Raw genomic sequence first — 15,552 nt, 5'->3', positions numbered from 1 at the left:
GTCTCCCGGCCGCCACGGCGTCCCGCTGGAGAGGGAGTCGACGTGATCGCGCGATGGAGGCGCAGGGGCCCCCGGTCGGCCAGCGTGGGTGCATGCCGGACGACGGGAGCGCGACGTGATCGAGGTACGCGGACTGACCAAGCGGTACGGCGGGGTCACCGCGGTGACCGGGCTGACGTTCGACGTGGCACCGGGCGTGGTCACCGCCTTCCTGGGGTCCAACGGGGCCGGGAAGTCGACCACGCTGCGGATGCTGCTCGGGCTGGACCGGCCGACCGCCGGCACCGCCCGCATCAACGGCTCCCCCTACGCCGAACTGCGCGACCCGCTGCGGACCGTGGGCTCGCTGCTGGACAGCAGCGCACCGCACCCCGGCCGGACGGCGCGGGCACACCTGCGCTGGCTCGCCGCGAGCAACCGCCTGCCCGGATGCCGGATCGACGAGGTCCTCCACACCGTCGACCTGACCGCCGTCGCCGACCGGCGGGTGCGCGGGTTCTCCCTGGGCATGCGGCAGCGGCTCGGCCTGGCTGCCGCCCTGCTCGGGGACCCGGCGGTGCTGCTGCTGGACGAACCGGTCAACGGGCTGGACGCCGAGGGCATCCGGTGGCTGCGCACGTCGCTGCGGCGGCTCGCCGCCGAGGGCCGCACGGTCCTGGTCTCCAGCCACCTGATGAGCGAGATCGAGCAGACCGCCGACCACGTGCTCGTCATCGACCGCGGCCGGTTGCTGGCCGACACCCCGCTGCCCGACTTCCTCGCCGAGCACTCCGCGCCGGGGACCGACCACCGGTCGCTGGAGGACGCCTTCCTGGCCCTGACCACCGGAGCCGGCCGGTGATCGCCGCCCTGCACGCCGAGTGGGTCAAGGCGACCACCTTGCGGTCGACGTGGGTGTGCCTCGCCGGTTTCGCCGTCGCCGTCACCGGCGTCAGCGCCGCCGTCGTCGGTGCGATCGGTGACCTGCAGGCCGCCGAGCCCGACTACGACGCCGGCCTGCTCGCCTTCTACGGCCTGAACTTCGGGCACGTGGCCGTCATCGTGGTCGCGGTGCTGCTCACCGCCGGGGAGTACGGCCGGCAGACGGTGCACGACGCGCTGGTCGCCGTCCCGCGGCGCGGGGTCTTCCTGGTGAGCAAGGTCGCCGTGGGCGCCGCGCTGGTGCTGGCCACCGCGACGGTCACCGCGCTGGTCAGCGCGGTGGTCACCCAGGCCCTGCTCGGACCGGCGGGGGTCGGCCTGTCGGAGCTGGCCCGACCGACCGTGGCGGCAGCGCTGTACCCGACGCTGCTGGCCGTGGTCTGCATGGGCGTGGCCATGATGCTGCGCGACCAGACCGGCGCCCTGGGGTTCCTGGTCCCGTTCTTCTTCCTGGTGTCGCCGCTGCTCGAGCTGGTCCCGGTGCTGCAGCGCCTCGCGGTCTACCTCCCCGACCGCGCCGGCCAGGTCGCCGTCCGACTGCACGCCCGCCCGATCGACGCCTTCGGCCCGGTCACCGGGCTGGTCGTGCTGGCCCTGTGGGCCGCAGCGGCGCTGCTCGGCGCCTGGTGGCTGCTGCGCCGCCGGGACGCCTGACCGCACCGATCTCGGTCCCCACGGGCCGGGGCGCACGGGAGGATGGCTGCATGACGACCACCGCGGCGCCCCCGCGAGCAGGCGCAGTCCTCGCTTCGGGAACGGCCACCGTCCTCTGGTACGCCATGCCCGACGTCATCTCCTCGCGCACCGCTCGAGGATGGGCGAAGGTCGGCCTGTTCGCCGGGTCCCTCGCGCTCAGTGCACCCGAGCTCCGGGCGGCGTTGGCCACCACCCGTGAACGGCCGGAACCCGACGGCGATGACCCGCCGCCCACCTTCCGGTCGCTACCCGTGGGCAAGCAGGCCGTCACCCTCGGCTCCGTGGCGGCCGCGCTCGCCCTCGCGGCCCGCGGGGTGGTCGCGGGTGAACGGTGGGCCTTCCGGCGGGGGCAGGCCCGGGCCGCGGCCGGCAAGCGGCTCCCGCACACCGGCCCGGCGCTGGTCTACGGCGTGCTGACGATCGGGCTCTGGCTGGTGCCGCCACCTTCGTCCGACCCCGCCTGAGCGAGCGACCGGCAGTCCCGTCCCGGAGCCAGCAGACGCAGCGCAGCAGCCGAGGAGGTCCTCCGGGTCCACCTGCGGGAGGCACGGCGGCCCGGCAGGAGGGCGAGTGCCGGATCGGCACGCGGTCCGACCTGGGGATGAGGTGTGTTCGCCGATGTCCGTCCGCGGGTCGATCCGCGGTGACCTGCTGCCTGCCAGGGTTCACCCGTGAGCAATCCCGTTCCCGCTGCCGCCGCCTCGCCCGAGGCTCCGCAGGCTGCTCCTGACCGTCCTCTCGACGACGCCCACGACCGGGATGGCGGTGTCGACGGCGGCCGATCCCACCTCCCGCCCCGCGAGGAGCGGCGATCCGGGCTGGGGGCGCCGGTGGCGCTCGGCGTGGCCGTGCTGATCGGCCTGGCATGGGGAGCCGCGACGTCCGGCCTGCAGACGGTCCTGCCCTGGCCCTTCTCCGGGCTGGCCAACGCAGTCAGTCCCTGGGTCGCCCCCGCTTTCGCCGTCGGTGCGCTGACCAGGCGGTCGTGGGTCGCTGCCGTCGCCGGGGTCCTCGTCTGCCTCGGCGAGGTCGGCGGGTACTACCTCGTCTCCATGGTGCGTGACTTCGGCGTCAACCCGTCCATGGTCGTGGTGTGGGTGGCCACCGGGGTGGTCGGCGGTCCGGTGTTCGGCGCGGCGGGGTGGTGCTGGCGTCGGGTGCGGTCGCTGCGCTGGGCGACGCTGAGCGCGGCGCTCCTGGGCGGGGTGTTCCTCTCCGAAGGCGCCATCGGCTACGGGGTCTACCTGGGGTACGCCGGTGACGCCGTCGTCTTCTGCACCCTCGGGGCCCTGCTCGTGGTGGCCCTGGGAGCCGCTGCGCCGGCGGCACGAGCGGCTCGTGCGCCTGGTCGGGGCATCGGCACCGCCATGGTCTGGCTGCTGCTGGTCCTCCCGCTCGGTGCCGCCGGCCAGGCGCTGCTGCGAGTCGTCGCCTGAGCCGTGCCAGGCGCACACACCCGCATGTCTCGATGCGCGCTCGAGGAGCACCCGTCAACCGCGGCGGCGGACGTCCTCGAGGTAGCGGAGCACCGCGGTCACCCGGCGGTCGGCCCGGTCGTCGGGCGGCAGGTCGAGCTTGGCGAAGATGCTGCGGATGTGCTTGTGCACCGCGCCGTCGGTGACCACCAGCCGCTCCCCGATCGCGGTGTTGCCCAGCCCCTCGGCCATCAGGGCGAGCACCTCCCGCTCCCGCGGGCTGAGCCGCTCCAGCCGGGTGTCGGTCCGGGTCCGGGCGAACAGCTGGGCGACCACCTCCGGGTCGATCGCGGTGCCGCCGGCGGCGACCCGGTGCAGGGCGCCCAGGAACTCCTCCACCCGGCCGACCCGCTCCTTGAGCAGGTAGCCCAGCCGGGCGGCGCCGCCGGCGAGCAGGTCGGTGGCGAAGGCCTGCTCCACGTGCGCCGACAGCACCAGGACGGCGAGGTCCGGGCGGCGGCGCCGCGCCTCGACGGCGGCCACGATCCCCTCGTCGGTGTGCGTCGGCGGCATCCGGACGTCGACGATCGCCACGTCGGGCCGGTGCTCGTCCAGCGCGGTGAGGAACTCCGCCGGACCGGCCGCGGTCGCCACCACGTCCAGCTTCTCCGCCCGCAGCAGCAGGGCCAGGCCCTCGCGCAGCAGGGCGTCGTCCTCGGCGATCACGATCCGCACGGCAGCTCCACGGTCACGGTGGTGGGCCCGCCGGGCGGGCTGGTCAGGGTGAGGGTGCCGTCGTGCGCTTCGACCCGGCGGCGGATGCCGACGATCCCGGTGCCCCCGCCCTCGACCGCCCCACCGGCGCCGTCATCGGTGACGCGGACGCACAGCCGCCCTTCGCGCAGTCGTACGTCGACGGCGACCCGTCCGGCCCCGCTGTGCCGGGACACGTTGGTGAGCGCCTCGGCGACGGCGAAGTAGGCGGTCGCCTCGACGGAGGCGGCGCAGCGGACCGGCACGTCGACGTCCACCTGGCACGGCACGGCGGAGGTGGCGGCCAGACCGGTGAGCGCGCCGGCCAGACCGCGGTCCTCCAACACCGGCGGCAGGATGCCGCGGGCCACCGACCGCAGCTCGGCCAGGGCCTGCTCCGCGGCGTCCTGCGCCCGCCCGAGGATCTCCTCGGCGGCCGCCGGGTCCCGGGGCACGGCCCGCCGGGCGGCGCCGAGCAGCACCGTGACACCGACCAGCCGGTTCTGTGCGCCGTCGTGCAGGGAGCGCTCGATCCGGCGCAGCTCGGTGGCGTGCGCGTCCAGGGCGGCGGCGCGGGTGGCGGTGAGCTCCGCGACCCGCAGCGAGAGGTCCGTGCCGGCGTCCGCGGCCAGCAGCCGGCGTCCGCGCCGGGCCAGGAGGCCGGCCACCGGCGGGGTGAGCACGACGGTGAGCAGCGCCCAGACCAGTCCGATGGCCGTCACCGGGACGACGTCGGCCCAGTCCTCCACCACCCAGAAGGTCAGCGCGTCGGTGGCCTCGTCCTCGGGCAGCAGCTGCCACCACAGCGGGAAGGTGAGCTCACGGACGGCGTAGATCGGCAGCAGCAGCCCGACCGCCGACAGCAGCAGGCCGGCCGTCGCATGCCCCGCCAGCCAGCGCAGCTGGCGCCGGGTGGCCGGGTCGGCAGCGGCGTCCCGGAGTGGCCGCGGCGGGGGCCCCGGGCCGACGACCTCCGGACCCCAGCGACCGAGCCGGCCCCGTTCCCGTTCGGCGACCGCGTGGACCCCGCGCAGGCCGGCGGGCAGCGCCAGCAGCCCGATCCCGACCAGGCTGGTGACCAGTGCGCCGAGCAGGAACAGCAGCACGCCCAGCGCGAGCAACGCCGTGCCCAGCGCACCCGGCAGCTGCTCCAGGGCCACGAGGCTGCGGCCGGCCGCGCGGGCCACGGGGCCTCGCCGGGCGCCCGCGCGCTGCCTGCTCGTCGTCCCCACGGCTGCAGACGCTAGGGCCCGGCACCGCGCGGGGACAGCGAACCGAGCCAGGAGTAGAGCCTGCTGTACCCCGGGCGGGTCAGACCAGCTTCAGCGTCATCCGCTTGAGCCGCACGATCAGCCGCATCGCGCCGGAGCGGCCGAGCTCCTCCTGCCTCTCCTGCAGCTGGTGGCCGAGCTCCTCCAGCCGCTCCTCACCGAGGCCGTGCGACTGGGGGAACATCCGCTGCTCCTCCTCGAAGGTGTGGTGGTGCAGCGTCGAGGAGAGCATCCGCACCTCGGTGACGAACTCCGGGTCGTCCACGGGCGTGCGCATGACCGTGGCGAGCTGTTCGTCGATCTGGCGGTGCTCGGCGTGGGCCAGCGAGAGCAGCGGGGAGACGTCCCGGACGGCGGGGTAGAACAGCTCGTCCTCGATCTGGGTGTGCACCTCCAGCTCGCGCAGCAGCCGATCACGCAGCCGCCGGCGGTCCGCGACCTGGTCGTCGGTCGTCTCCGCGAGTTCCCGCAGCAGCCCACGCAGGACGTCGTGGTGGGCGATCAGCACCTGGTCGGCCTTCATCGGGACGCCTCCTCGGCGGTCGTCGTGGCGGTGGGACTGCGCCAGTGCGCCCGGCGGCGGACCTCGACCTGGCCGTCGCTCACCCGGGTCTCGAAGCAGGGCAGCGGCGCGGTCGACGGACCCTGCGCCGGTTCCCCGGTGGCCAGGTCGAAGCGCGACCCGTGCCACGGGCAGACCAGTTCCCCGCGGTGCAGCCACCCCTCCCCCAGCGGCGCGCCCTGGTGCGGGCAGGTGCCGCCCACGGCGTGGACCTCGCCGTCCCGGGCGACCAGCACCACCGGCACGCCGGCCACGTCCACCCCGACCGGCTCGCCCTCGACGAGGTCGGCCTGCGCGAGCACGGGGGTGAACCGGCGCGGCTCGGGGCTGCGGTCGGCGTGGTCGGTGCCGAGGCCGTGGCGGTAGGACAGGGCGCCGCCCAGCCAGCTGCTGGCCAGCGTGAGCGTGAGGCCGGTCGCCGCGGTGACCCGAGCCCGCACCGCCCGGCCGCGACTGCGGTCGGCGAAGGACCAGCCGTACAGCGCGAGTGCGGCGCTGTTCAGCCCGGCGTGCACCAGCCCGACCCGCCGGGCGCCGTCGTGCGCGTGCTGCCAGTCGGTGAACCCGGTCGCCGCGGACGCCACCGCGCCGGCCACCCCGACGCCGACGACGGCCCGCGCCGCCGGACCGGCTCCTGGACCGCCCCGACCGGTCGCGTCGAGACCGTCGAGCACCAGCGCCGCCGTCCAGGCCCCGACCGGCACGGTGACCAGCGCGGGGTGCAGCGGGTGGCCCAGCCAGACGCCGTGCAGCAGGTCCTGCAGCGGCCGGGCGTACCGGCCGGTGAGCAGGTACGTCAGGGCGATGCCGTGTTCCACCTGGTAGCCCGGCGCGTCGAGGACGTCCCAGCGCTCGACCGCCCGCAGGACACCTTCCAGCCGACTCCGCACGCTCACCGGGGGACGTCCCGTCCAGTCATGTTCCCCCGAGTGCCCGATGCCCGGTGGACGAAACGACGTCCCCGGGCGCCGCAGCCCCGGGCCCTGCGGGGAGCCTCTGCCGGCCCCGTCGCACGCAGCGTGGAGGATCGGGCGCGTCCACGTCCTCAGGAGGAACCGTGCCCGCCTCGCTCCCCCCGCTGCCCACGACCGTCGTCGGCAGCCTCCCCCAGCCGGACTGGCTGATCGACCGCGACCGGCTCGGGCACCAGTTCCCGCCACGGGTCCGGGCCAAGGAGCTGTGGCGGGTGCCCCCGGAGTTCCTGCAGGAGGCCCAGGACGACGCCACCCTCGCCACCATCCGGGCGCAGGAGGAGGCCGGGCTGGACATCATCGGCGACGGCGAGATCCGGCGCGAGTCCTACTCCAACCACTTCGCCACCGCGCTCGACGGGCTGGACCTCGACCACCCGGGGTCGGTGCGCAACCGCTCCGGCATCGACATCCCGGCGCCGCGGGTCGTGGGTGAGATCCGCCGGCCGGCCGCAGTGCAGGCGGCGGACGTGCGGTTCCTCCGCGCGCACACCGACCGGGCCGTGAAGATCACCGTGCCCGGCCCGTTCACGATGGCGCAGCAGGCGCAGGACGACCACTACGGCGACGACCGGGCCCTGGCGCTGGCCTACGCCGAGGTCGTCCGCGCGGAGATCGCCGACCTGTTCGCCGCCGGCGCCGACATCGTGCAGCTGGACGAGCCGTGGCTGCAGGCCCGCCCCGAGGTGGCCCGTCGCTACGGCGTCGAGGTGCTCACCGCAGCGCTCGCCGACGCTCCCGGGCCGGTGCACGTGCACGTCTGCTTCGGCTACGCGGCGATGGTCGCCGACCGTCCCGAGGGCTACTCGGTGCTGCCGCAGCTGGCCGACGTGCCCGCCGCGGCGATCTCGATCGAGACGGCGCAGTCGCACCTGGACCCGGCGACCCTGCGCCCGCTGCGCGGCAAGGGGGTCGCGCTGGGCGTGCTGGACCTCTCCACCCCGGAGGTGGAGACCCCGCAGGTCGTCGCCGACCGGGTGCGCCGGGCGCTGGACCACGTGGACGTCGACACGCTCGTGCTGTCCAGCGACTGCGGGCTGAAGTACCTGCCGCGGGAGTCGGCCGCGGGGAAGATGCGGTCCCTCGCCCAGGCGGCGGAGCTGCTGCGCGCCGAGCTCTGACCCGGACGGCGTGCGCGGACTGTCAGCTGGACCTGCTCCGGCTGGCACTCCGCGCACGCCGTCCCTCACCGGACCGGCTCCGGCCGGCGGGTCAGGGGTCCCGGCGCGGCACCTCGGGGCGGTCCTCGACGGCGCCGTGGTGCACCAGGCTGGCGACGGCCAGTGCGAGGCCACCCCAGATCACGGCCATCGCCACCACCATCATCACGATCGCGGCCGTGCTCATCGGGGTCCTCCGTCGTCCTGGGGGCGGCTGTGCGCGGCCGGACCGGGCGCGTGCAGCGGCTCCGCCGGGTCGGAGCCGGGGGGCGGTCCGTCCAGGTGCGTCCCGGCGCGCCACGGCAGCCGGGCGACGAGGAAGCCGATGATCGGCAGCGCCACGACCAGCGCCCACCCGAGGACCAGCAGGAGCCAGGAGGGGTAGTCCTCGTAGCGCGCGGCGAGGTCGTCCCGGAGTGCGAGGACGAGGACCACGGCCAGTCCCACCGGGGCGACGACGCTCGTCAGCAGCCGCCAGCCGGTGCCCACCCGGGGACGGCCGTGGACGTTGAGGTGTGCGCCGAGAGCGGGCAGCGCCCGGAGCGCCCACGCGACGACCAGCATGCTGACCAGCGCCACGACGAGGATGCCGTACTGGTTGACGAAGTGGTCGACGACGTCGAGCACGTAGATGCCGCTCGTCGTGCTGAACAGCACCAGGCTCAGCACCGCAGCCGGGACGCCGACCAGGAGGGTCGCGGTGAGCCGGCCGGTGTCGAGCTTGTCGCGGACGGCGGAGATGACGACCTCGATCACGCTCACCAGCGAGGTGATGCCGGCGATGACGAGGCACCCGAAGAACAGCACGCCGAGGAGGGCGCCGGCCGGGGCCTCGCTGATGATCGCGGGGAAGGCGATGAAGGCCAGGCCGATCCCGTCGCTGGCGACCTCGCCGACCGGGACCCCGCCGGCCTGGGCCATGAAGCCCAGTGCGGCGAACACGCCGATGCCGGCGAGCAGCTCGAACCCGGAGTTCGCGAAGCCGACGACCAGCCCGGAGCCGACCATGTCCTCGCGCCGGCCCACGTACGAGGAGTACGTGATCATGATCCCGAAGCCGATCGACAGCGAGAAGAAGATCTGACCGAACGCCGCGGCCCAGACGGGCGCCGAGGTGAGCGCCGACCAGTCGGGCGTGAACAGCGCGTCCAGGCCGGTGGCCGCGCCCGGCAGCAGCAGCGCCTGCACGACGAGGGCGGCGAAGGCGAGCACCAGCACCGGGATGAAGACCAGCGAGGTCGCACCGATCCCCCGCTGGACGCCGAGGGCCATGATCACCAGGACGGCCAGCCAGACCAGCGCGAGGGGCACCAGGACCCCGGGCACCACGTCCGCGGTGACCCGCACGTCACCGGCCTGGAGGAACTCGCCGAAGAAGAACCCCTCGGGGTCGGCGCCCCAGGCCTCGTCGAGGGAGAAGAAGGTGTAGCGCAGCGCCCAGGCGATGACCGCCGCGTAGTAGACGGCGATGACGAAGCAGATGCCCACCTGCCACCAGCCGAGCCCCTCGGTGCCGCGGCGCAGCCGGGCGAAGGAGAGCGGCGCCGAACCGCGGTGGCGATGGCCGATCGCGTAGTCCAGCAGCAGGAACGGGATGCCGGCGGTCAGCAGTGCGATCAGGTAGGGCAGGAGGAAGGCGCCGCCGCCGTTCTCGTAGGCGACGTAGGGGAACCGCCAGATGTTGCCGAGCCCGACGGCCGACCCGATCGCCGCCAGGATGAAGACGCGCCGGGAGCTGAAGCCGCCGCGGCGGCGCTCCTGGTCAGGCTGTGCGGCTTGCCCTGCCGGCGTGCTCATGCGGCTCCCTGCTCCGTGACGACGTCGACCCCGCGCACCGGCTCAGTCGCCGGCACGTGGGACCACCGCGAGCTCGTCCGCCTGGACGTAGACCTCGACGTCGGCCAGCAGAGCCAGCTGATCGGGCTCCAGCTCACCGCTCAGCTCGTCGAGGAACTCGTCGGTGACGGCGGCCACCTCGCCCTCGAGCTCGGCGATCGTGGTCCCGATGCCGAACCGGTCGGTCAGGTCGCCGTAGTACACGAAGACCGGACCGCCGTCGGTGTCGACGAAGAACCCGGCGCTCTGGATGGTGTCGGTGACGACCAGGCCGGCCGCGTCGACGTCCTGGCCGACCTCCTCGGCGCTGATCCCCTCGCTCAGGTCGACCGGGTCGTCCTGCTGGGCGACGACGACAGCGGCGACGGCGAGGGCCACCAGCACGAGCAGGCCGATCAGCGCCAGCAGCAGCCAGCGCCTCGCCCTCGGGCCCGAGCGAGCCGATGAGCGGTTCTCCTCAGATGTGGACATGACACCTCCTGGCTCACGACCGTGCCCGGAGACGGCCCGCGGCACACCCGGGCCGGTGGGTCAGCTGTCCGGCAACGCCTGAGACGACGAACCGCCCCGGACCTGACGGTCCGGGGCGGTTCGTGGGACTACGTGGACCTCCGCACGTCGTGCGGAGACCTCGGGGGGTGGAGGCGGCGGGAATCGAACCCGCGTCCTGCGACGCATCACCAGGGCTTCTCCGAGCGCAGTTCGCTCTGCCTCTGCTCGGCCCTCCCGATCTCACGAACGAGTCGGGATGACGGGCCCAGTCGCTGTTTGGTGTCCCACACGCACCCGCGACCGATGCGTGCGGTGAGTCATCTAGCTGATGCCAGGATCCGGGCCGATGACGAACCCGGGCTGACAGACTCGCCTAGCTGCTGTTAGGCAGCGAGAGCGAAGTCGCGCTGATTGGAATCGGCGCTTGTGTTTTTTGCAACGGATGGTTAACGAGATCATCGTTGCCTTCCTCGGCTCGCTTCCCCTGGCCAAACGACCGCAGTCGAGACCAATCGCCCCCCTGTGTAGTTGTACGGCCAGCATAACGGCAACCACCTCGGGGTTGTTCCCCGCGCGCGCAGGTCCGCCGGTCCCGCCGTGGTGGCCCCTGCCCCCCTCTAGCCTGGACACCGTGTCCGCCGTCACAGTCCGGCGCACGCCGTGACCACGGCACCATCGCAGGGAGACGCACATGACCGACGCGCGGACCGATGACGTCGTGGCCGACATCGACGAGCACACCGTCACCGACGCTGTCATCGCCAGCTTCGCCGGGACGTCGGACGCCCGGCTGCGCGAGGTGCTGGGTGCGCTCGTGCGCGGTCTGCACACCGCGATCCGGGAGGTGGAGCCGACACTGCCGGAGTGGGAGCACGCGATCGACTTCCTGACCCGCACCGGCCAGACGTGCGACGACGTGCGGCAGGAGTTCGTGCTGCTCTCCGACGTCCTCGGCGTCTCCTCGCTGGTGGAGAACATCAACCACCGCAAGGCCGGCGGGGCCACCGAGGCAACCGTCCTCGGGCCCTTCCACATGACCACCTCTCCGCCTCGCCGCAACGGGGAGTCGATCGACGAGGTGGGCGGCAGCGAGCCGTGCGTCGTCACCGGCCGGGTGCTGTCGGTCTCCGGCGAGCCGGTGCCCGGGGCGGAGGTGGACGTGTGGCAGGCCGACGACCACGGCTTCTACGACGTCCAGCAGCCCGACGTGCAGCCGGCGGGCAACGGCCGCGGCCTGTTCACCACGGACGGCGAGGGCCGGTTCTGGTTCCGCACCACGGTCCCGGCGCACTACCCCATCCCCACCGACGGTCCGGTCGGGGAACTGCTCGCGGCGACCGCCCGGCCCCCGTACCGGCCGGCGCACATCCACTTCATCGCCGACGCGCCGGGCCACGTGCCGGTGACCACGCACATCTTCGTCGAGGGCAGCCCGTACCTGGACGCCGACGCGGTCTTCGCGGTCAAGCGCAGCCTGGTCCGTGACTTCGCCCCGGTCGACGACGCCGAGCAGGCCGCACGGTTCGGCACCGTCAACCCGTTCCGGCTCGCCGTCATCGACCTCGTCGTCGAGCCGACCGGGACGCCGTCCTCGTGACCAGGGGGCCCCGCCGCAGGGCAGCGGGGCCCGTCCTCAGATCCAGTCGCGACGCTTGAAGATCACGTACAGCGTGAGGCTGACCATGAACATCAGCACGACGGCGAACGGGTAGCCGTAGTACCAGTTCGTCTCGGGCATGTTCTCGAAGTTCATCCCGTAGACCCCGCCCACGAGGCTCGGGGCGAAGAGGATGGCCGCCCACGCGGAGATCTTCTTGACCTCCTCGCCCTGGGCGATGCTGGTCTCGGTGAGGGTCTTCATCTCCTCGTTCTGCCGCTGGGCGACCAGCGTGGCGTTCACGGTGAGGATGTCCCGCAGCTGCAGCCGGAAGCCCTCGACCCGTTCGGTGGTCTGGGTGACGTGGTCGGCGACGTCCCGCAGGTGGCTGCGCAGCTCCTCGTCGACGCCGTACTTCTCGAACCCGGCGGTGATCGCGGCGAGGATGCCGGTCAGCGGCTGGACCGCCCGCTGGAAGTCCACGACCTCCTGGGACAGCTCGTAGATGCGCCGCGACACCTGCGGGTCGCCGCGGAACACCTCGACCTCGATCTCGTCGATGTCCTTGTCCAGCCCGGCGACGACCGGGGCGTACCCGTCGACGACGGCGTCCAGGATCGCGTACAGCACCGCCTCCGGGCCGTGGGCCAACAGCTCCGGGGAGCTCTCCAGCCGGCGGCGCACCCGGGCCAGGTCCGGCGACTCGCTGTGCCGGACGGTGATGGCGAAGTCCGAGCCGAGGAACAGGTGCAGCTCGCCGAACTCCACCTCCTCGGCCTCGTCCAGGTAGCGGGCGGCCTTGAGGACGACGAAGAGCGTGTCGCCGTAGCGCTCGAACTTCGGCCGCTGGTGGGCGTGGATGGCGTCCTCGACCGCGAGGTCGGGCAGGTCGTACTGCTCGGCCAGCTCACCCAGCTCGGCCGGCTCCGGGCGGTACAGGCCGAGCCAGACCATCCGGTCGTCGAAGCCCTCGGTCAGCCACGCGTGGCTCTCGGCCACCGACTCCGGCGTGGCGATCCGCCGGCCGGCGGCGTAGACCGCGTTGTCGACCATCCGGGAACGCCGCTCGGTCGCCGGGGCCGACCCGGGCTGCTCCGTCGGGCGCGGGGGCACCAGGACGGCGCGCGGGCGGCGGGTGAGGGTGGACAGGGCGGTACGGGGGGCGAGACGACGATCGGCCACGGCTGGGCTCCCGGGGGGACGCGGGGACGGGGGCAGCAGGTCCCCGCAGGCGTGCCCGCCCGGGTCAGGTGACCGGGGGCGTCAGCGGGAGGGGACCCGGGGACTGTGACTGGGAGGCTCCGATCGCACGGCCCAGCACCTCCCGTCTCCCGAGGGCCGGCGTCCGTCACGCGGCCGTCGTCCATCGTGACACGCGGTGCCGCCCCCGGTCACCCCCGTCGCCCCACCAGAGTGTGAACGGGTGGGGAACGGTCAGCCGGCGACCTCGCCGGCCGGTGCCGGCACCCGCAGCGCCACCAGGAACCGGGACACCATCGCGTAGCCGGCCACGGTGGTCACCAGCTCGACCACCTGCCGGTCGTCCAGGTGTGCACGCACCGCGGCGAAGACCGCATCGGGGACGTCGACCTGCCGGCTCGAGGCGTCGGTGAACCGCAGCACGGCGGCCTGGACGGCGGAGAACACCGGTGCCGCGGCGGGGTCGTGGGTCCGCAGCGCGGCCAGCTGCGCGTCGGTGGCCCCGGCCCGGCGGGCGGCGGGCTCGTGCGCGACCCACTCGAAGGCAGCGTCGTTCAGCACGGCGACCCGGAGCACGACCAGCTCGGTCAGGTCGGCGGTCAGCGTCGTCCCGTTGCGCAGCGCCCCGAGCAGTGCGCTCCACCCCTCGGCGACGGCGGGGCTGTGCAGCAGCAGGCGGTCGAGCGCGGACAGCTCTCCTCCACGCCGGGCCCGCAGCACGTCGGCGGCCGGGCCGTCACCGTGGGCGTCGGGCAGCCGCGCGCCGGTCACGGCCGGGACAGCACGCCGGCCGGGAAGGCGCCGTTGCCCAGCAGCCGGCCGGTCAGGTCGCCGGCCAGCTCGGCGACGCGCTCGGTGCGCGCGGTGCCCAGGTGCACGAAGGGTGCGGCCGACAGCGCGTCGGTCTCCTGCTCGATCGACGCCCGCAGCTGCTGGCCGGCCTCGGTGAGCGCCCCGTCGGCGACCAGCCCGCGCTCGGCCAGGCCGGTCAGCGCCGCCGTCCACTCCTCGTCGGACCAGCCCCGGGTCGCCTGGGCGGCCTGCCGGGTGAACCCGCGGCCGGTGAGCGTGTGGGTGACCAGCCCCTCCAGCCCGGTCAGCCCGTGCCGGACCAGGCTCAGCACGTGCCCGTCGCCGCGGTGCTCGCGGAGCAGGGTGACGCCGTGCCAGACCTGCAGCAGCGGGGCCTCGGGCCAGGGCAGGTCGGCGTGGGCGGCGAACAGCGGCCGGGCCTCCGGCGTCAGCGCGGTGCACGCCTCCCGGAGCAGACCGGCGAGCTCGCCCAGGCTGCTCTCGTCGGCGCCGTCGAGGAGCCGGGTGAGCGAGGCGGTGGCGGCCGCCGTCCGGGCGGCGAGCACCTGGTCGGGTGTGGCGAGGGTCCAGGCGCGGGGCAGGTGCCGGGCGACGATCGCGGGGGCGAAGTTGGCGAACGTCGCCGTCACCACGCCCGGGCCGACGGCGCCCATCGCCGACGCGCGGCCGGCGAAGTAGACCATCCGGCCGGGGCGCAACCCGGCTGCGGTCAGGTGCTCGTCGGTCTCCGGCGCGAAGTAGACGTGCGAGTGCAGCGGCTCGAGCCGCCGGTGCGTGCGGGCGACCAGGCGGAGGTCGGGGGCGAGCGGTACGGCGGGCTGATCGACGCTGACCATGCCGCGCACCCTAGCCACTCAGCCGGACGCCCCCGCGCTGGTCGCTGCCGCACTGGTCGGTGCCGGGGCGGCCGGCGCCGTGGTCGACGGGGCCGTGGTCGACGGCGCCGCGGTCGACGGGGCCGAGAGGGCGGCCGCGACGCAGGAGTGGTCGTGGTCCAGGTCGTCCTCGACGTACTGGGTCATGATCACCCGGCCGCCGCCGACGAGCGGGTCGTCGGAGCAGTTGGCCACTGCGCCGGAGAGGCTGCGGGCTCCGGCCAGCCAGCTGTCCAGGCCGTGCAGGCTGCTCCACGAGGGCACCTCGCCGACGATCTCGCCCCACTGGTAGCCGGTCGAGTAGAGCCCGACCCGGCCACCCACCGACTCCAGGTGGTCGGTCATCCCCTCCAGGGTGGCCCGGTTGTTCCGCTGTGCGGCGGCGCCGTCGCTCTGCCAGGTGTTCATCGTCTCGACGTCCAGCCACCACCGCAGGCCGACGAGGTCGGCGCGGCTGTCGACGGCGATGTCCCCGGCTCCCGGCGACGCCTCACCCAGGGTGTCGAGCACGATCCGGACGTCGTTCTCGGCCCGGTCGACGCCGTACTCGTAGGAGCAGGCAGCGCTGTTGTCGCCGTCGCACACGCCGTAGCGGTTGACGCCCAGCCGCGGCCAGGTGGTGACCTGCCCGCGCACCTCGCCGGGGTTCGCGGTGTTCACGTAGAGCTGTGCCCGCGGCTGGGCCGGCACGGCACCCGAGGAGTCGTTCGCCCACTCCCACTGGTCGGCCAGGCAGGGGTTCTCCGTGGTGGCGATCCCGCCGTTGACGCCGATGACCGCGAAGGCCGCGTCGTCGGGCAGCGTCTGGCCGCACTGGGGGTGGGAGACGTCGTACCCGACGGGGCTCTGCCCGGTCGGGCTCGGCGCCGTGGCACTGCGTCGTTCGGCGGTGGGCTCCTCGGCGGCACCGGCAGCCGGCGTCCCGAGCACCGTGGTGCCCAGCGCGGCCACAGCCACGACGGCCGTGCGCAGGATGCTCCGCATCACATC

17 protein-coding genes and 1 other RNA gene are annotated in these 15,552 nt (G+C 74.2%); 6 read left to right on the top strand and 12 right to left on the bottom strand.

Features of this window, described 5'->3' with window-relative positions; all coding sequences use genetic code 11:
* Positions 1-115 precede the first annotated feature (115 nt).
* From O2W18_RS04660 to O2W18_RS04645, 4 genes are all read left to right on the top strand, one after another.
* Complete coding sequence (locus tag O2W18_RS04660) at positions 116-841, top strand: ABC transporter ATP-binding protein (RefSeq protein WP_269186387.1); 726 nt, start codon at positions 116-118, stop codon at positions 839-841.
* Complete coding sequence (locus tag O2W18_RS04655; protein ID WP_269186386.1) at positions 838-1,575, top strand: hypothetical protein; 738 nt, start codon at positions 838-840, stop codon at positions 1,573-1,575. Before O2W18_RS04660 ends, O2W18_RS04655 begins: the two co-directional genes overlap by 4 nt.
* 50 nt (positions 1,576-1,625) lie before the next feature.
* Positions 1,626-2,081, top strand: a complete 456-nt coding sequence (locus tag O2W18_RS04650) for a hypothetical protein (protein WP_269186385.1) — start codon at positions 1,626-1,628, stop codon at positions 2,079-2,081.
* A gap of 207 nt (positions 2,082-2,288) precedes the next feature.
* The gene (locus O2W18_RS04645) at positions 2,289-3,053 is read left to right on the top strand and encodes a DUF6518 family protein (protein WP_269186384.1); all 765 of its coding nucleotides are present in this window, start codon (positions 2,289-2,291) and stop codon (positions 3,051-3,053) included.
* Positions 3,054-3,107: 54 nt separating this feature from the next.
* Here the strand turns inward: O2W18_RS04645 and O2W18_RS04640 are convergent, their stop codons facing one another.
* The 4 genes from O2W18_RS04640 to O2W18_RS04625 all read right to left on the bottom strand — a co-directional run bounded on the left by O2W18_RS04640 (position 3,108) and on the right by O2W18_RS04625 (position 6,514).
* A complete protein-coding gene (locus O2W18_RS04640) occupies positions 3,108-3,767 on the bottom strand; it encodes a response regulator transcription factor (RefSeq protein ID WP_269186383.1) in 660 nt (219 codons plus the stop codon).
* Complete coding sequence (locus O2W18_RS04635) at positions 3,755-4,972, bottom strand: sensor histidine kinase (RefSeq protein ID WP_269186382.1); 1,218 nt, start codon at positions 4,970-4,972, stop codon at positions 3,755-3,757. The genes O2W18_RS04640 and O2W18_RS04635 overlap by 13 nt, the downstream gene beginning before the upstream one ends.
* 124 nt (positions 4,973-5,096) lie before the next feature.
* Positions 5,097-5,579, bottom strand: coding sequence for a hemerythrin domain-containing protein (locus O2W18_RS04630; protein ID WP_269186381.1), 483 nt, complete (start codon positions 5,577-5,579; stop codon positions 5,097-5,099).
* Positions 5,576-6,514 (bottom strand): Rieske 2Fe-2S domain-containing protein, encoded by a 939-nt coding sequence (locus O2W18_RS04625; RefSeq protein ID WP_269186380.1) that lies wholly within the window; start codon positions 6,512-6,514, stop codon positions 5,576-5,578. Before O2W18_RS04625 ends, O2W18_RS04630 begins: the two co-directional genes overlap by 4 nt.
* A 161-nt stretch (positions 6,515-6,675) precedes the next feature.
* Between O2W18_RS04625 and O2W18_RS04620 the strand changes: the two genes are divergently transcribed.
* On the top strand, positions 6,676-7,710 hold the full coding sequence (locus O2W18_RS04620) for a 5-methyltetrahydropteroyltriglutamate--homocysteine methyltransferase (RefSeq protein WP_269186379.1): 1,035 nt from the start codon (positions 6,676-6,678) through the stop codon (positions 7,708-7,710).
* A gap of 91 nt (positions 7,711-7,801) precedes the next feature.
* Here the strand turns inward: O2W18_RS04620 and O2W18_RS04615 are convergent, their stop codons facing one another.
* The 4 genes from O2W18_RS04615 to ssrA form a co-directional block, all read right to left on the bottom strand.
* Positions 7,802-7,936, bottom strand: a complete 135-nt coding sequence (locus tag O2W18_RS04615) for a methionine/alanine import family NSS transporter small subunit (RefSeq protein ID WP_269186378.1) — start codon at positions 7,934-7,936, stop codon at positions 7,802-7,804.
* The gene (locus O2W18_RS04610) at positions 7,933-9,546 is read right to left on the bottom strand and encodes a sodium-dependent transporter (protein ID WP_269186377.1); all 1,614 of its coding nucleotides are present in this window, start codon (positions 9,544-9,546) and stop codon (positions 7,933-7,935) included. The genes O2W18_RS04615 and O2W18_RS04610 overlap by 4 nt, the downstream gene beginning before the upstream one ends.
* Positions 9,547-9,588: 42 nt before the next feature.
* Complete coding sequence (locus O2W18_RS04605) at positions 9,589-10,056, bottom strand: hypothetical protein (protein ID WP_269186376.1); 468 nt, start codon at positions 10,054-10,056, stop codon at positions 9,589-9,591.
* 165 nt (positions 10,057-10,221) lie between these two features.
* Positions 10,222-10,597, bottom strand: a transfer-messenger RNA (tmRNA) gene (gene ssrA / locus O2W18_RS04600).
* Positions 10,598-10,768: 171 nt separating this feature from the next.
* Between ssrA and O2W18_RS04595 the strand changes: the two genes are divergently transcribed.
* Positions 10,769-11,674, top strand: coding sequence for a dioxygenase family protein (locus O2W18_RS04595; protein WP_269186375.1), 906 nt, complete (start codon positions 10,769-10,771; stop codon positions 11,672-11,674).
* Positions 11,675-11,710: 36 nt separating this feature from the next.
* On the opposite strand, the gene corA is transcribed toward O2W18_RS04595, so the two are convergent.
* The 4 genes from corA to O2W18_RS04575 all read right to left on the bottom strand — a co-directional run bounded on the left by corA (position 11,711) and on the right by O2W18_RS04575 (position 15,546).
* Positions 11,711-12,856, bottom strand: a complete 1,146-nt coding sequence (gene corA, locus O2W18_RS04590) for a magnesium/cobalt transporter CorA (RefSeq protein ID WP_269186374.1) — start codon at positions 12,854-12,856, stop codon at positions 11,711-11,713.
* A gap of 252 nt (positions 12,857-13,108) precedes the next feature.
* Positions 13,109-13,645 carry a carboxymuconolactone decarboxylase family protein gene (locus tag O2W18_RS04585; RefSeq protein ID WP_269186373.1) on the bottom strand — a complete coding sequence of 179 codons (537 nt, stop codon included), beginning with the start codon at positions 13,643-13,645 and terminating at the stop codon, positions 13,109-13,111.
* A complete protein-coding gene (locus O2W18_RS04580; protein ID WP_269186372.1) occupies positions 13,642-14,523 on the bottom strand; it encodes an SCO6745 family protein in 882 nt (293 codons plus the stop codon). The genes O2W18_RS04585 and O2W18_RS04580 overlap by 4 nt, the downstream gene beginning before the upstream one ends.
* Positions 14,524-14,541: 18 nt before the next feature.
* Positions 14,542-15,546, bottom strand: a complete 1,005-nt coding sequence (locus O2W18_RS04575; RefSeq protein ID WP_269186371.1) for a hypothetical protein — start codon at positions 15,544-15,546, stop codon at positions 14,542-14,544.
* Positions 15,547-15,552: the final 6 nt, after the last annotated feature.

The organism is Modestobacter sp. VKM Ac-2983, assembly GCF_026967885.1.
Lineage (GTDB): Bacteria > Actinomycetota > Actinomycetes > Mycobacteriales > Geodermatophilaceae > Modestobacter.
Note: the sequence above shows the minus strand (reverse complement) of the source record. Positions and strands in the feature narration are given on the sequence as shown.

Excerpts from the sequence above, each read along its gene's own strand:
- O2W18_RS04615 (WP_269186378.1), bottom strand. The coding sequence starts at position 7,936 with ATGAGCACGGCCGCGATCGTGATGATGGTGGTGGCGATGGCCGTGATC.
- O2W18_RS04595 (WP_269186375.1), top strand. The coding sequence starts at position 10,769 with ATGACCGACGCGCGGACCGATGACGTCGTGGCCGACATCGACGAGCAC.
- O2W18_RS04650 (WP_269186385.1), top strand. The coding sequence starts at position 1,626 with ATGACGACCACCGCGGCGCCCCCGCGAGCAGGCGCAGTCCTCGCTTCG.
- O2W18_RS04605 (WP_269186376.1), bottom strand. The coding sequence starts at position 10,056 with ATGTCCACATCTGAGGAGAACCGCTCATCGGCTCGCTCGGGCCCGAGG.
- O2W18_RS04610 (WP_269186377.1), bottom strand. The coding sequence starts at position 9,546 with ATGAGCACGCCGGCAGGGCAAGCCGCACAGCCTGACCAGGAGCGCCGC.
- O2W18_RS04630 (WP_269186381.1), bottom strand. The coding sequence starts at position 5,579 with ATGAAGGCCGACCAGGTGCTGATCGCCCACCACGACGTCCTGCGTGGG.
- O2W18_RS04580 (WP_269186372.1), bottom strand. The coding sequence starts at position 14,523 with ATGGTCAGCGTCGATCAGCCCGCCGTACCGCTCGCCCCCGACCTCCGC.
- O2W18_RS04575 (WP_269186371.1), bottom strand. The coding sequence starts at position 15,546 with ATGCGGAGCATCCTGCGCACGGCCGTCGTGGCTGTGGCCGCGCTGGGC.